General features: G+C 62.2%; 12 protein-coding genes. 6 read left to right on the top strand and 6 right to left on the bottom strand.

Going from position 1 to position 15,617, the window contains the following annotated elements:
- Positions 1–689 precede the first annotated feature (689 nt).
- Positions 690–950 (top strand): hypothetical protein, encoded by a 261-nt coding sequence (locus tag JN414_RS15290; protein ID WP_062271023.1) that lies wholly within the window; start codon positions 690–692, stop codon positions 948–950.
- Positions 951–1,249: 299 nt separating this feature from the next.
- Here the strand turns inward: JN414_RS15290 and JN414_RS15285 are convergent, their stop codons facing one another.
- From JN414_RS15285 to JN414_RS15260, 6 genes are all read right to left on the bottom strand, one after another.
- The gene (locus tag JN414_RS15285; RefSeq protein WP_202208659.1) at positions 1,250–4,390 is read right to left on the bottom strand and encodes an error-prone DNA polymerase; all 3,141 of its coding nucleotides are present in this window, start codon (positions 4,388–4,390) and stop codon (positions 1,250–1,252) included.
- A 3-nt stretch (positions 4,391–4,393) separates the two neighbouring features.
- A complete protein-coding gene (locus JN414_RS15280) occupies positions 4,394–4,627 on the bottom strand; it encodes a hypothetical protein (protein WP_041240859.1) in 234 nt (77 codons plus the stop codon).
- Positions 4,627–6,156: a DNA polymerase Y family protein gene (locus JN414_RS15275; protein ID WP_237390112.1), complete on the bottom strand. Its 1,530-nt coding sequence runs from the start codon at positions 6,154–6,156 to the stop codon at positions 4,627–4,629. Before JN414_RS15275 ends, JN414_RS15280 begins: the two co-directional genes overlap by 1 nt.
- The gene (locus JN414_RS15270; RefSeq protein WP_202208658.1) at positions 6,041–6,832 is read right to left on the bottom strand and encodes an ImuA family protein; all 792 of its coding nucleotides are present in this window, start codon (positions 6,830–6,832) and stop codon (positions 6,041–6,043) included. The genes JN414_RS15275 and JN414_RS15270 overlap by 116 nt, the downstream gene beginning before the upstream one ends.
- Before the next feature lie 67 nt (positions 6,833–6,899).
- On the bottom strand, positions 6,900–7,256 hold the full coding sequence (locus JN414_RS15265) for a hypothetical protein (protein ID WP_202208657.1): 357 nt from the start codon (positions 7,254–7,256) through the stop codon (positions 6,900–6,902).
- Position 7,257: 1 nt separating this feature from the next.
- Entirely contained in the window at positions 7,258–7,920 is a 663-nt protein-coding gene (locus tag JN414_RS15260; protein ID WP_061498696.1) for a ParA family protein, read from the bottom strand.
- A 351-nt stretch (positions 7,921–8,271) separates the two neighbouring features.
- On the opposite strand from JN414_RS15260, the gene JN414_RS15255 reads away from it, so the two are divergent.
- From JN414_RS15255 to JN414_RS15235, 5 genes are all read left to right on the top strand, one after another.
- Positions 8,272–8,418: a hypothetical protein gene (locus JN414_RS15255; RefSeq protein WP_202208656.1), complete on the top strand. Its 147-nt coding sequence runs from the start codon at positions 8,272–8,274 to the stop codon at positions 8,416–8,418.
- Positions 8,419–8,472: 54 nt separating this feature from the next.
- Positions 8,473–8,850, top strand: coding sequence for a hypothetical protein (locus JN414_RS15250; RefSeq protein ID WP_153430503.1), 378 nt, complete (start codon positions 8,473–8,475; stop codon positions 8,848–8,850).
- Positions 8,847–9,818, top strand: coding sequence for a phosphoadenosine phosphosulfate reductase family protein (locus JN414_RS15245; RefSeq protein ID WP_202208655.1), 972 nt, complete (start codon positions 8,847–8,849; stop codon positions 9,816–9,818). Before JN414_RS15250 ends, JN414_RS15245 begins: the two co-directional genes overlap by 4 nt.
- A 198-nt stretch (positions 9,819–10,016) precedes the next feature.
- Positions 10,017–10,277, top strand: a complete 261-nt coding sequence (locus tag JN414_RS15240; RefSeq protein WP_202208653.1) for a hypothetical protein — start codon at positions 10,017–10,019, stop codon at positions 10,275–10,277.
- Between the two features lie 114 nt (positions 10,278–10,391).
- Positions 10,392–15,530 carry a DEAD/DEAH box helicase family protein gene (locus JN414_RS15235; RefSeq protein WP_202208651.1) on the top strand — a complete coding sequence of 1,713 codons (5,139 nt, stop codon included), beginning with the start codon at positions 10,392–10,394 and terminating at the stop codon, positions 15,528–15,530.
- Positions 15,531–15,617 lie beyond the last annotated feature (87 nt).

The following is a 15,617-nucleotide window of genomic DNA, read 5'->3' as shown; positions in this document are numbered from 1 at the left end:
TTAAGCCGTCAGACACCCGACGCTCGCCCGATCAAGCGCCGTGTTTCCAGTCCGTTCTTCAACATGGCCAAAATCACAGCTTCGGGCCCACTGGGCCATATAGCCGATAAGCATGTCGGAAAACCCTATTTTTACCGTTTCCGTCACTTACACCAATCCGACAGGGTTTGTCGCCACCCCTCATGGAAATTTTGTCTAGGAAACATGCGAGCGCGCCAGACTGGCATTCCCCCCTGTCGGGAATCATCTGTTTTCCGATAGGGGGCATGATTAATCTATCGTTCACGACGAGCCCACGAAGGCTAACGGGAGCGGGAGGACGCTCAGTCAGTAAGAGCCGCTTCTACGGGCGCCTGCGCATGAAGCATTGTGGTATCGGAAGTCGGGTGTCCTGGCGGCCAGATACTGCGATCAGAAAACGGCTATTCATGAACATTATCTTTGAATTATAAATGCTCGAAGTAGGCTCTTCCAGAGAGGTTCGCCTGCCGCCCTCCAGGCCCGATGAAGCTGCTTGTCGGCGGCGAGAGTGTTCCGAAGTAGAGGCGATACCGAGAGCCTTTCCTTTGTGCTGGATCCTTCTCGCCGTTGGCGTTGGCGCTCTCGGCGGATCAGAATGGCAGCGCCGACGCTATTCAGACCTGGCGCGGCGTCGCATCGATGTCCTCTTAACCCCGGAGAAAAATCACATGACGTATGAAGAGCAAATGAAAATTGTGAACTCACTGTCAGATAAAGAGGTCGAAGAGTATGCGCGTCTGATCGTGGCTCGTGGTGCAACGGATTACCCACCAGACACCTTCACTGAAACTTTCGGATTGAAAGCTGCCGCTCTTGCCGGAGCCGGATATTCCAACCGCCTTGCTCCAGTTCTCAAAAGCATTGGGTTTGCTATTTCACTGAAGCTGTTTCCCGGCAACCGAGAAGGATGCGCAGTACATTCGATTTGACAATAAAACCCCGGATTGCGGCCCGCATCCCTTTTCCTCCGGGTACCCTTTTCGAACGCCCGGGTCTCAGTCGTAAAGGTTGAGGCACCGTCATAGCCGCATGAATAATGTGCGGATTTGACTTTCGACGTGCGTAAAGCCTGTGGATTTATGGACAGCCGTTCCACGGCCGCTCGCGTCCTGATGGACAGCCCTGCAGGCTGACCACAGGGCGCGGCTCTGCCCACAACGCCACAGGTTCAACACCAACAACAATGTCTTCATTCTTAAAATAAAATCGGCCGATCCGGTGTTGTCCCCTACCGGAAATCCCGTGCTTTGAGCAGCTCCGATCCCTGAAGCAATGGCGTGCGGTCTTCCAGGCTGAGCACAACGATATGGATCACATCACCTTCCTTCTGAAGCCGTCCCTTGCAGGCCAGAAGACGGGACGCGAGAAGAGGAAGGCGGAATGCCTCCTGCACGTCTTTCCAGACGATCAGATTGGCGGTGCCCGTTTCGTCCTCGATGGTCACGAACATGGTGCCGTTGGCCGTCCCTGGCCTTTGCCGCATCAACACCAAGCCAGTGAGCTGGATCCGACGCCCATCCCGCAGATAAGGGAGATCCCCGCAACGCACGATCCCTTCTTTTCGCAGGCCCTCTCGGAGAAACGCGACCGGATGCCCGTTCAGACTGAGTCCCGTCGCCCGGTAGTCCTCATGCACCGATGCCCGCTCTGACATTTGCGGCAAAGCAATCTCCGGCTCGATCACTTCAGGCAGCGGAAAGTTCCGCCCCCGATCCGCTGCCTCGAACAGCGGCAGGGCCGTATCGGCGAGACCCTTGATCGACCAGAGCGCAGCACGGCGCATTTGTCCGAACACCCGAAACGCATCAGCCTCCGCCAGACATTCCAGGGCCGAGACCGGCACATCCGCACGGCGCCAGACATCGTCAATACTCTCATAGTCCGGCATCCGGGCCGCAATCAGGGCCGCCCCGTGTCCGTTTGCCAGCCCCTTCACCATCCGAAAGCCCAGCCTGACGGCCGCGTGCCGTCCGCTCCGGCCGCGCTCCAGCGTGCAATCCCATCGGGAGGCGTTGATGCAGATCGGCCGGACCTCGACCCCATGCCGTTGTGCGTCCTGAACAATCTGCGAGGGGGCATAAAATCCCATCGGCTGGCTGTTCAGCAGGGCGGCACAGAACACATCCGGGTAGTGACACTTCAGCCAGGCCGAGGCATAGGCAATCAGGGCAAAGGAGGCGGCGTGGCTTTCGGGGAACCCATAGCTGCCAAAGCCTTCGAGTTGCGCGAAGGTCTGTTCAGCAAACTCCTGCTCATAGCCATTGGCCAGCATCCCGTTGACCAGCTTGTCCCGGAATGGCGAGACGCCCCCGGTCATTTTGAACGTCGCCATCGCTCGGCGGAGCTGGTCCGCCTCGCCTGGCGTGAAGCCCGCGCAATGAATGGCCACCTGCATGGCCTGCTCCTGGAACAGCGGGACACCCAGTGTTTTCCCCAGAATGCCGCGCAGGGTCTCGGACGGATAAGTGACAGGCTCCAACTTTTCTCTTCTGCGGAGATAGGGATGGACCATATCCCCCTGGATCGGCCCAGGCCGGACGATCGCCACCTGAATCACCAGATCATAAAAAGTCCGGGGCTTCATGCGCGGCAGCATGGACATCTGCGCCCGGCTTTCGATCTGGAACGTACCGAGCGTGTCCGCCTTCTGGATCATGCGATAGGTCTGCGGATCCTCGGCCGGGATCGAAGCGAGATCCATCCGCGTCTGATACACGGTGTGCAGCAGCTCGAACCCGCGACGCAGACAGCCGAGCATCCCGAGACCCAGAACATCGACTTTCATGAAGCGCAGGACGTCGATGTCATCCTTGTCCCAGACGATGATCTGCCTCCCGTCCATGGCGGTCGGCATCAGGGGGACGAGTTCATCCAGACGATCTTCGGTCAGCACAAATCCGCCAGGATGGGTGCCGAGCTGGCGGGGAAAACCCAGAAGCAGGCGCGCGAGATGGAAGGTCAGGCTGAGGCGGCGATCCTTCAGGTTCAGGCCAAGATCCGCCGCACGGGCTTTGCACAGATCCGGATCCGCCAGGGACGAGGCGATGTGTTTGGAAAGCTGGCCGGTCAGATCTTCTGGCAGCCCGAGCACCTTGCCGACCTCGCGCAACGCGCCTTTGGGCTGATAACGCTGCACGGTCGCACAGAGGGCCGCGCGATGGCGACCATAGTGACGATAGATCCACTGGATCACTTCCTCTCGGCGGTCGCTTTCGAAATCCACGTCGATGTCGGGCGGTTCCTGCCGTTCGGCCGAGATGAAGCGCTCGAACAGAAGACCCGAGCGGACCGGGTCAATACTGGTGATTCCCAGGACGTAGCAAACGGCCGAGTTCGCGGCGGATCCGCGCCCCTGACAGACAATCCCGAGTGAGCGGGCATGACGCACGATCGTATTCACGGTCAGGAAATACGGAGCGTAGGCGAGAGAGCCGATCAGCCTCAGCTCATGGGCGATCTGCGCCTCGACGTCAGGGGGCGCCCCGGCCGGGTAGCGACGTGGCATTGCGGCTTCGACCAGGCGTGTCAGGGTGTCCTGAGCGCTTTCGCCTGTGCGCTCGGTTTCGGTCGGATACTGATAGGTCAGGTCATCGAGACTGAAGGCGCAGGCCTCGGCAATCCGCCGCGTGTTGGCCAGAGCCTCCGGAAAAGCAGCGAACAGGCGTGCCTGTTCTTCAGGGGCTTTCAGATGACGATCGGCGTGAACGTGACGGCGGTTGCCAAGATCATCGACGGTGCAGCCTTCCCGGATCGCTGTGACCACGTCCTGAAGAACGTGCCGACGTGCATCGTGGTAGAGAACATCTCCCGTCACAACGCAGGCCAGACCTTGTGCCGCACTGAACGCCGCGAGCGCGTGAAGCCGCGCCAGGTCTCCCGGCTCTCGAAACATCGTCAGCGCAAGAAACCGGTTTTCTTCTTCGCCTGCCCTTTGTCCGGGCAGATCCAGCAGGCTCTGGACATGCCCGGGAAGCGCTGCCAGATCCTCGGGCGGCAACAGGATCATGAGGAGGTTCGGGGCCGCTGCGACGAGATCCTCCCACCCCAGAAGGAACACGTCCCGCTCGCCCCGATGATGACCAAGGGTCAGGAGCTGGCAAAGACCTGCCCAGCCTGCGCGATTGCGGGGATAGGCCAGAAGCGCGCTGCCATCGCGCAGAGTCAGACGGCATCCGGGCAGGAGATGCAGACCGGCCTCACGCGCTGCCAGATGGGCGCGGATCACCCCGGCCACAGTGTTCCAGTCGGTGAGACCGACGGTGTCATACCCCAGGGCCTTCGCCTGGAACATCAGCTCATCCGGCTGGCTGCCCGAACGCAGGAACGAAAACGACGACGTCACCTGCAATTCGGCGTAAGGCGCGTTCACGGCTCAGCGTCTGTGCGGATGCGGGTGCCGGCTGCTGTCGGGAGCGTTGCTGGTTGGCGCGCGCATCACGACAAATCCGGAGCGTTCCAGATAGGCGACCAGCCGTTCGGCCACGAGACGGGCCATCAGTTCGGCGGCGTCATGCGTGCGCCTGCGTCCGTCGTAGCAGAGCGCGTGCATCAGGACTTCGGCCACGTCCGAGGTGCTGGCCGGGATCAGATCATCACGGGGCTCCATCAGAACGCCCCCTGAAGAAACCAGTCGCCCGACCCGGACCAGTCATGGGCTCCGTCCCCTTTGCGAAACAGCCACAGGCGCAGGCCGGTCGTGGTCTCGACCTGCCAGTAGTCGCGGATCGCGCCGTAGCTTTCGGCCGTCTGCCACCACTCGCCCAGCAGACGTTCGGGGCCGTCGGCCGCCGCGACGCGATGTGTTTGGCGCTTCAGGACGAACTGCCGGGGCGCACCGTCCGGGAGCAGGGCAGTGACCTGCACCCGGACGGGCAGATCGAACAGGATGTTCGGCCGCGCCCAGAGCATCTGGCTCGCGAGAGGCGATTTTGCCACGTCGCCTGGAGAAACGCGAGACTGGCCGTCTTCAGGCCAGGCGGTAAACCGGGGCGCGAGCTGGTGAACCGAAACAACGCCCGGACGGTTCAACAACCGGTCGATCAGAGAGGCCGGGAGGCCCGTTTCAGAGGATCCTGCTCCGTCCGGCAGGACAGACCGCTCAGGCCCGGCTTCGAGCGGTTCGTTTGCGCTGACGGTCAGGATGACGGTTTCAATCCCAAACTCGGGCGCGATCTGAGGGATCTGGTCTCCCAGCAGGCGCATCAGACGTATCACGTCAGCCGTCGGATCGGATGTCCCCACGCGGATGGCCTGAATGGATCCGTCCACGCGCACGCAGAGAAAGTCTAGCTGCCGCGCCCCCTCCCCGCGCGCCGTCAGCTTTTCGCAGACAACCGGCACGAGTGCGGCAATCACCGTGGCAATCGCGTCCGGTGTGCTGATGGGCTCGACCAAAGACCGGGTCAGGGAAATCCGGTCCGCAGGCTGAAACACGCTGAGCGGACTGGCCTGCCGTCCCAGAGCCCCATCGAGGCAGGTGAGAAGCTGCGTCCCAAAGCGCTTGGCCAGAGGCGCGCGAGGGAGGTCTGCAAGGGCGCCAATGGTGGTCAGGCCGAGCCGTGTCAAACCGGCCAGTGTTTTGTCCGGCAGAGGAAGTGCTGAACAGGGCAACGGATGCAGAGCCTGTTTCTGCTGACCGGGAGGCACGAGACAGATCTGGTCGATCCCCGAGCGGGCCAGGGCCCGTGAGGCAGCGGCCGTATCGCTCAGCGCCACGGAGCAGGAATGCCCTCTTGCCAGCAGGCGTTCTCTGACGAGATCCAGCATGGCCGCCTCACCCCCGTAAAGATGGGCGCATCCGGTGGTGTCGCTGTAGAGACCGTCCGGAGCGTCGAATGCGGGCAGCGGCGACAGCCAGATCAGCCAGGAGCACAGATCGGTCAGCGCTGTCCTCTGTGCTTCGGCGTCTTCTTCTGCCGTCAGAAGATCCGGCACCAGAGAGCGGGCCTGTGCCAGCGGCATTCCCGGTGTCAGTCCGGCCGCAAGCGCAGCCGGACTGACACCGGTGACGGCGTGACGGTTATGTGCCAGCGCGTGCACAACGAGCGGCCTGTCGGTCGGATAGTCTCCCGGGCGGGAGAGCTGGAGGCGCTCGGTGCGCCAGAAGGGCATCCAGAGAGCGAGAAAGCGGCGCATGATCGGAGCAGTCGAGGATCCAGTGAGCAGGGCGGCCTCCCCTCACCCGCAACAGCGCGGCAGAAAGGCGTCGGAAACCGGGAAGTGGCATGGCCAGTCCCGGAAGTCTTTGAGGCGACGAGGGATGAGAGAGGATCCGCCACCGCGTGGCGCACGCGCAGGGATCTTTTCCAGGAGCTTGGGCGAGAGGTGCAGAGCGCAGGAAAAAGCCCGTGTTTCCGCTCGCCTCCACAGCCAGATTGAGGCGGCGGATTTCCGTGAGTGTCGGGACGTGACGTCCTGCGATCACGGCCAGTGCGCGTTCTGGTCCGCGCAACACGTCTTCGGCGACTGACAGCAGGCTGGCGGGGTCCGTTTTAATGCAGACCAGAGTGTTCGAGGACAGACTGGACTGGTGCAGTCCCCAGGCATTTAGTTCAGCAGGTCTGTCGCTGATCCAGAAGATCGGCCCCCTGCCCTCTCTCAGGATGGGCAGCAGCATTGCCAGACTGGCCCCCGTCTCCAAGGGATCAGAAATAAGAAAGTCGTGCAGGCTGCCGGTCTTGAGACCGCCGCCGAGATGGTCATCGACGGCAGGATGTCCGGTGGCGAGCCTGTCACTATGGGAGTGAGTCAGGCTCTGACGCTCCAGGCGTCGGACCTGCTCGCGCAGTCGCGCCAGGGCGTCCGTTGTCATTTATGTTCTCCTTTCCGAGAACATAAAGAGAACATAACAAAAGGGAGCGCAAGTTTTTTGTCGAAACCTAGCGATCCTTCCAAGGAGTAATTTTCCCATTTTCTAAGTCGTGGCCGGCGACTTGAACCCCTTTTTCCGCAACAGCTGTCATAATGAACTGCTTTACGCTCATTCCGTGGGCTTCGGCTGCCTTTCCGAGCGCTCGCAGAGTGCTCTTACGAACGCGCATGTTGTGATTAACCGCTTTGTCTTCTGGTTCAAGTTCGGCGGGAGGAAGGCGTGGATTTACCATCCGGGCCGTACTTAACGCATCAGATGCGCGTTGCGCGGATGGACCCTCATTTAGCGCGGCATTGTGAGATTGCTGGAGTGCTACGGCCGTAATCCCGCTCGCATCTGCGCGTTTGCGTGGCTTAAGTGTCATTTTATACCTCCATGGCCGATCGGCGGGGATCTGAGTTTGGTATCCATCCGATCCCCTTAAGCTCTTCTATAAGAGCAATCACTTCGGTCGCTGCCGGTCCTTTTGAAGGCACGGCTCCAGTGTAGGAGATCTCACCGAAAGCAGTTCGATGCGAAATAGTGGCATTCAATGTTGGAATGCCAGCCTCACGCAATTCTCGTTCTGCGTGCTTTGTCAGATTGGTTTTGGACAGCCGGTTCATTATGGCTCTGACCTCAATTTTCCGACGTGCAGCTGAAGCGAGGCCTTTGGCTTGTTTAATGGTTTCCTCCGCTTGGTTCAGGTCAGCAGCTCCAGCAGTCAGAGGAACCAAAATTTGGTCGGCGACTGTCATGGCAACTGCTCCCGCGAGGTTACCAAAACCGGCAGTATCAATCAGAACAAGATCGGATTTTTCGTCCAGACCAAGTGCCAGATCTGCAATCACTCGCTCTGAAGTTTCGGCGACGCATGAAAATGGGACGCCTTCATAGGTATCCCGGTGCCAGTCTGACATCGCTTTTGTAGGGTCAGCGTCTATGACGGCGACGCTCAGGCCCTCTGATGCGCATTGAGCCGCAATTATCTGACAAAGGGTCGTCTTTCCTGGCCCTCCCTTAAAGGAGGCAATAGTTAAAATACCCATTTTACTGCTCCGCTAGACAGATAAAACATGCGTAATCACGTAACGCCGTAATGACATATCCCACATAAACGTAACTACGGTGATCGTAAAGTCGTAACTCCGTAAAGACATAATGCCGTAAAGTCGTAACCTCGTAAAGGCACAACGCCGTAATGACGTAATGCCGTAACGACGTAATGCCGTAACCTCGTAAACACATAACGCCGTAAGGACGCAACGCCGTAAAGTCGTAACCCCGTAAAGGCACAACACCGTAAGGACGTAATGCCGTAAAGCCGTAATCTCGTAAATACATAACGCCGTAAGGTCGTAAAGATAAATTGCAGGCGCGGAAAATTAAGGAATAGGAAAGTGGCAAAGGGAAAGGGCTGGCCGGGAGCTGCCCAGCCCGCAACAGGTGGGTCAACGCGTGTCCTCGCCATGCTCGCCGGCTGCGCCGCCTGCGCGTGGCTGCGGGCCGCGTTGATCCTGCCGCTTCGCGGCACTGTTGCAGTCTGAACAGCCCCCAGCCGGACGCGACGATGTTCAAAAACCAGAAATGGATCGAGCATCATGCGCCGTCATTACCTTCCTTACGTCCCAACACCACGCGGTCGGCCGCCCATGCGCTGGACCGATACGCAGGAGCCCGTATCCTGCCGCAAGTGCAATGAGCACTGGGCTGGCGGCGATCCGGCTCTGACGATTGCCTGCACGGGCTGCAACGCGCCAGCCCATGAGCCCTGCCGTCGCAGTGCGGGCGGCAATGAACGGGTGTGTGCGTGCCGGGATGAGGCGGCGACCCAGCTTGGACTCCTCTCACGCTGCGAAGGTCTGAGCTGGGACAACCGGCATGTGAAGCCTCTGACCCTCCGGGCCACTCCAGTTGCCACGGCGCTAATGTGCCGGTCTGTCAGGACAGGTGCCCCGGTGAGCAGGTTCGTGTCATGACGCCGGATCTGACGTCGTATGACAGTATCATCGTGGCCGTGTCAGGCGGCAAAGACGGCCTCGCCTGCCTTTTCGCCCTCCTTGAAGCCAGTGCCCCGACGGATCGCCTGGAACTGTGGCACCACGAGGTGGACGGGCAGGGGTCATCCTTCATGGACTGGCCCTCCACCTCGCCCTATGTGAGCGCATTGGCGGCCGATTTCGGATTGCCACTCTATCGCTCCTGGCGAGAGGGCGGCTTCGAGCGGGAGATGCTGCGCAACGCTGCCCCGACGGCACCTGTCCTTTTCGAAAGCCCTGACGGTCTGATCCGCGTGGGCGGGCATGGGCCGAACGGAACCCGCCTGCGCTTCCCCCAGGTCTCCGCCAGCCTGACGACCCGATGGTGCTCCAGCGTCACCAAGATTGATGTTGCAGATCGCGCCTTGCGCGGCCAGGAGCGCTTCCTGAACAGGCGCACGCTATTCGTGACCGGTGAGCGCGCAGAGGAAAGCCCAAACCGTGCCCGCTATGCCGCTTTTGAGCCGCACCGCACGGATACGCGGCACGGCACGCGCCGCCGCCGTCATGTCGATCACTGGCGGCCTGTCCACCAGTGGCGTGAGGCGCAGGTCTGGGACAGCCTGAAACGCTGGAAGGTGATGCCGGCGCTGCCATACCGCATCGGCTTCTCCAGACTGTCCTGTGCCACCTGTATTTTTGGCGATGCAAGGCAGTTTGCAACGATCCGCTGGCTCGATTCTGCCCGCTTTGAACGCCTCGTGCAGTACGAGCAGCAGTTCGGCTGCACGATCAAGCGCACCCTCTCTCTGGAGCAGCTCGCAGAGCAAGGGAGGCCGTATGACGCTGCACTGGCGGCGCCCGATCTGGCTCGCGCGTGCCTGTCGTCGCGGCCGATCCCGACCGTCCTCACACCAGCCTGGGAGCTTCCGGCCGGAGCGTTCGGACAGGGCGCAGGTCCGACCTGAAAAAAAGAAGAAAAAACAGAAGGTTAAAAAAGAAAAAGGAGGGGAGGGGGGCAGCACAGGCCAGCCCGCCCTGCAAGAGGTGGGTCCGTCCGTGTCCTCGCTACGCTGCGGGCCGGGCGGTCCCGACGCTGCGCGTCGCTCTGGCAGGTCGCACTGTCCTGCGCTCGCCGGAGAGGGTCAGGAAAGGAAACAAAGACAATGTCAGACACCCTCGAACGCCCCGCACAGGCGCACGCCTTTGATCTGAAACAGGCCCACGAAGAAGGCTGGACGATCCTCGAAGGCTGCGGACCCGACAATGACGAGACGCGTCTGGTGGGGCTGCATTGCAGCGATCCGCAGGCCTGGTGGCGCGTGGCGCGGAAGGCAGGCGAGGGTTCGGCCTACCACCACGAGGCGCTGTCCCGCCTGTCCGAGAACGAGCGCGAGCAGATCCGCCTGCGCTTCGGTCCCCTCTGACCCCGAACTGATCCGGGAGGCCTGACGCCTCTCTCCCCGCACTGATCCTGTTTTCCGGCCCCCCGGTCTGCCTCCGCGCAGCACCGGGCGCTGCCGCTTGTCCGGAGTTTTTCCATGTCCACGTCTCAACTGAGCTTCTTCGACACCTCAGCACTCGGCGGCAGCCAGTCCAATCTGTACTGGGGCGAGCTTCCGGGAGACCGCGCCCTTGAGGAAGCCGCCGCTGCGGCCCGACAGGCGACACAGGCCCCGGCCCCGATCCCCGCTGTCCTGCCGAAGGTGGACTTCGCCCTGACCGGAACGCGTGGCCTCGCCCAGGGCTGGAAAGAGCGAGCGCGGGACAATCTTGCGGCAATCCGCCTTCTGGCCACGCTGGAAGCAGAAGACCGCAACGCCAGCGCCGACGAGCAGGCCGTCCTTGCCCGTTTCACAGGGTTCGGGGCCGGAGAGCTGGCCAACAGCCTGTTTCCGCGTGCGGGAGAGACCTTCCGGGCAGGGTGGGAAGAGATCGGCAGCCAGCTTGAGGAACTGACCAGCCAGCAGGAGCGGGCGGGTCTGGCACGGGCCACGCAGTACGCCCATTACACGCCCGAGCTGATCGTCCATGCGATGTGGGATCTGGCGGCGCAGATGGGGTTCCGGGGTGGCCGTGCGCTGGAGCCGGGCTGTGGCACGGGGCTTTTCATGGCGAGCGTGCCTCCGAAGCTGGCCCCGAAAACCGCCTGGACCGCAATCGAGAACGACCCGCTGACGGCCCGGATCACGCGCAGGTTGTTTCCGAACCAGTGGGTCCGGTCCGAAGACTTCACGACGGCCAAGCTGGCGGAGCGCTACGATCTGGTGATCGGCAACCCGCCCTTCAGCAACCGCACGGTCCGGGGCACGGACGAACTGGGACGCCTTGGCCTGTCCCTGCACGATTATTTCATCGCCCGGTCCATCTCCCGTTTGCGTCCCGGAGCCGTGGCGATGTTCGTGACGTCCCGGTGGACGATGGACAAGTCCGATGCCAGCGCACGGCGCACGATCTTCGAGACGGCCGATTTCGTGGGTGGCGCACGCCTGCCCGCCGGAGCCATGCGTGACGATGCCGGAACCGACGTCGTGGTGGACGTGCTCGTGTTCCGCCGCCGCGCACCGGGCGAGGATGCAGGCGATGCCACCTGGCTGGACGTGGCTGCGCTGGAGGACACCGATCAGGGCGAAGGCCCGCTGCGGATCAACCGCTATTTCGCGGAAAACGGCCAGCAGGTTCTCGGCCGGCATGACTGGACGAGCGGTCAGTTCGGACCCGAATACACCTGCAAGGCCAATCCGCTCCAGATGCTGGACGAGGCCCTGCCACTGGCCCTTGGCCGTCTCTCTTCGCTGGCCCGCTTCCCGACCCCGCAGACGCTCGATGTTGCGACAGTGCAGGATAACCACGCCGCCGAGGTCGGAACGGCCGCAGACGGTGCCCTGCTCAAAGAGGGCAGCTACCTCCTGCACAAGGGCGTGCTGCACCAGATCATCGACGGCGAAACCGTGCTGGTGAAGGTGAAGAAAGGCGAGCAGAAGGAAGGGATCTTCCAGAAGCACGCGGCCATCATCAAGGGTCTGATTCCTGTGAGGGACGCGGCCCGTCTGGTGCTTCGCGCTCAGGTGGAGAACCTGCCCTACAGTGCGCATCAGGCGGATCTCAAACGCGCGTATCAGGCCTTCAGCCGTCAGTTCGGGCCGATCAACCTCACCAACACCACGACCCGCGTGGATGTGGAGACGGGAGAGGAGAAGTCCACACAGCGCCGTCCGAACCTTCAGCCCTTCTACGACGATCCGGATGTGTGGCTGGTCAGCTCGATCGAGGAGTATGACGAGAAAGGCCAGACCGGCCGTCCGGGTCCGATCTTCAGCGAGCGCGTGATTCAGGCACCGTCCGAGCCCGAGGTTCACGGCGCCCATGATGCGCTGGCGGTCTCCCTGCACGAGACAGGCGGCGTGGACGTCGAGCGTATGGCGGAGCTTCTGGGCCGCCCAGGTGAGGAGGTGCTCGCCGAACTCGGATCCTCGGTCTATCTCGATCCGATCCGCAGCACAGGCGGCCGTGAGGTCTGGGTGACGGCCGACGAGGCCCTGTCAGGGGCGGTCCGCACCAAGCTAGCGCAGGCCCGGGAGGCTGCCGAGCGCGACCGACGCTATCTGCGCAACGTCGCCGCCCTTGAAGAGGTCCAGCCCGAAGACCTGCGCCCGTCCGACATTACGGCCCGCCTGGGTGCTCCGTGGATCCCGGTGCCAGATGTCGAGGCCTTTGTTGCAGAGGTCATGGGGGTTCGCACGACCATTCACCACACGATGGAGGTGGCGACCTGGAGCGTGGACAAGAGCGGCTTTTCCGGCAAGGCGGAGGCCACCTCGGTCTGGGGAACACAGCGCCGTCATGCCGGGGATCTGCTGGATGATGCGCTCAATCAGGCCAGCCCGAAAATCTGGGACACCTGGCGCGATGTGAATGGCGAACACCGTGAACTGAACACCAAAGAGACCGAGGCGGCTAAGGAGAAACTGGCCGCGATCAAGACCGCGTTTGAAACGTGGGTCTGGCAGGACACTGACCGCGCCGAGCGTCTGGTGCGGCTGTATAACGATGCGTTCAACAACCTTGTCCCGCGCACGTTCGACGGTTCCCACCTGAAACTGCCGGGAGCCAGCACGGCGATCAGCCTGCGCGACCATCAGAAGCGGGTGATCTGGCGGATCATCGCCAAGGGCAGCACCTACATGGCGCACGCCGTGGGGTCCGGGAAGACGTTCTCGATGTGCGCGGCCGTGATGGAGCAAAAGCGCCTCGGTCTGATTTCCAAGGGTATGATCGTGGTGCCGGGACACTGCCTTGCGCAGATGGCGCGTGAGTTCATGATGCTCTACCCGAACGCGCAGATCCTCGTGGCCGACGAAACCAACTTTGTGAAGGACAAGCGCAAGCGGTTCCTGGCACGGGCAGCCACCGGGAACTGGGATGCGATCATCATCACGCATGACGCTTTCAAGTTCGTGCCGGTCGAGAGCGCGTTCGAGCAGGAAATGGTCGAGGACCAGATCGCGTCCTACGAAAGCCTTCTGGAGAATGTGAACCGGGACGACCGTCTGTCGCGCAAGCGCATCGAGCGCCTGAAGGAAGGGATGGAAGCCAAGCTGAAGGCCCTGTCCAGCCGCAAGGACGATCTCGTGCATCTCGGCGAGATCGGGGTGGACCAGATCCTCGTGGACGAGGCGCAGCAGTTCCGCAAGCTGTCTTTCGGCACGAACCAGTCCGACCTGAAGGGGATCGACCCGAACGGCAGCCAGCGCGCCTGGGATCTGTTCGTGAAAACGCGCTACCTCGCCAAGCGTAATCCCGAGCGCGTTCTGGTCATGGCGTCAGGCTCGCCGATTACCAACACCCTGGGCGAGATGTTCTCGATCCAGCGGTTCATGGACCTGCCAGCCCTTGTCGAGCGTGGCCTGCACGAGTTCGACGCCTGGGCCGCCAGCTTTGGCGAGACCCGCACGGAGCTGGAGCTTCAGCCGAGCGGGCTTTACAAGCCTGTCACGCGCTTTTCGGAGTTCGTGAACGTCGCGGATCTGATGGCGATGTATCGCGACTTTGCCGACGTCGTGCAGCAGGACGACCTGCGACGCTACGTGAAACTGCCCGAGATTGCGGGCGGCAGGCGTGAGATCGTCGTGGCCGATAGCGGGGACGCTTTCCGCGAGTATCAGAAGACGCTCGCCGAGCGGATCAAGAAAATTGAAGAGCGCACGGGCAAGCCCCAGAAGGGCGACGACATCCTGCTGTCCGTCATCACCGATGCCCGGCACGCTGCCATCGACCTGCGTTTCGTGCGGAACTGGGCGGCGAATGACAACAGCAACAAGCTGAACGTCATGATCCGCAAGGTCTTTGAGATCTGGCAGAACACGTCCGCCAATCGCTACACCGACCCTGAGACGGGACGGGAGTACGACCTGCCCGGTGCCACGCAGATGATCTTCTCGGATCTGGGCACGGAATCCGCGCTGGAGACACGCGGTTTCTCGGCCTATCGCTGGATCCGCGATGAGCTGATCCGCATGGGCATCCCGCGCGACGAGATCGCCTTCATGCAGCACTACAAGAAGAGCACGGCCAAGCAGGCGCTCTTTCGGGACATGAACTCCGGGCGCAAGCGCATCCTGATCGGATCGTCCGCGACCATGGGAACGGGTGTGAACGCGCAGCAGCGCCTGATCGCCCTGCATCACCTTGATGTGCCCTGGCTGGTCTCGGACATCATCCAGCGCGAGGGCCGGATCGAGCGACAGGGCAACCAGAACCCGGTGATCCAGCTCTACGCCTACGCCCTGAAGGGCTCGGTGGACGCGACGAACTGGCAGATGCTGGAGCGCAAGCAGAAGTTCATCTGCCTTGCCATGTCCGGAGACCGGACGATCCGCCGTCTGGAAGATGTGGGGGCGGAAGCCAACCAGTTCGCGATGGCGAAGGCGCTTGCGTCAGGAGATGAACGCCTGATGCAGAAGGCGGGACTGGAGGCCGAGCTGGCGCGTCTGGAACGGTTGCAGGCCGCGCATCACGACGATCAGTATAACGTCCGTCGTGCCATCGACCGTGCCGAGCGTGACCGTGAGACGGCGCAGGCTGTGATCCCGCGTCTTCAGAACGACATCGCACGGCGTGAGCCCACACGCGGTGAAGCGTTCCGGCTGGTGCGCAAGGATCGGGAGATGACCGAGCGTGAGAAGGCCGGTCTGTGGCTTCTCTCGCAGGCCCGCCTTGCGGCGAAGTCCGGGGAGAAAGGCAAGTGGACGCTTGGCACGATCGGCGGCTTCGAGATCCTGTGCGAGACCTGGCGCACCCGCTTCGACGGGGAAGAGACATGGGACGCGACCCTCGGTCTTGTGCTGGACGGGCGGATCCTCGGCATGGACTTCGACCGCGAGACAAGCCCGGTCGGGCTGGTCAGCCGCATCGAGAACGCGCTGTTGCGGTTCGAGGCGGAACTGGCGGACGCACGCCGTCAGGTGGAGGAAGCCGAGCGCAAGCTGCCCGGCTATCGCGCCCGTGTGGGGCTGGCGTTCCCGGAGGCGGCGCTGTTGCAGGAGAAACGCGAGGCCATGGCGGCCCTGGAGGCGGATCTGGCAGCCGATACGCAACGCCGCGAGGAAGCGGAGAAGGCTGAAGCAGCCGAGGCAAAGGCAGCGCTGGAAGATCAGGCCGTGGTCGTAGAGGCGGCCTGATGCTGCCCCTACTGTGTCCGGAATGGACACAGTAGGGGAGAGGAAAAGCAGGAAGGACAAGAAGGAAAGGCGGGGCTGTCACGAACC

It is taken from the genome of Gluconobacter sp. Gdi (assembly GCF_014132155.1).
GTDB lineage: Bacteria > Pseudomonadota > Alphaproteobacteria > Acetobacterales > Acetobacteraceae > Gluconobacter.
This window is presented reverse-complemented; position numbering and strand designations above follow the sequence as displayed.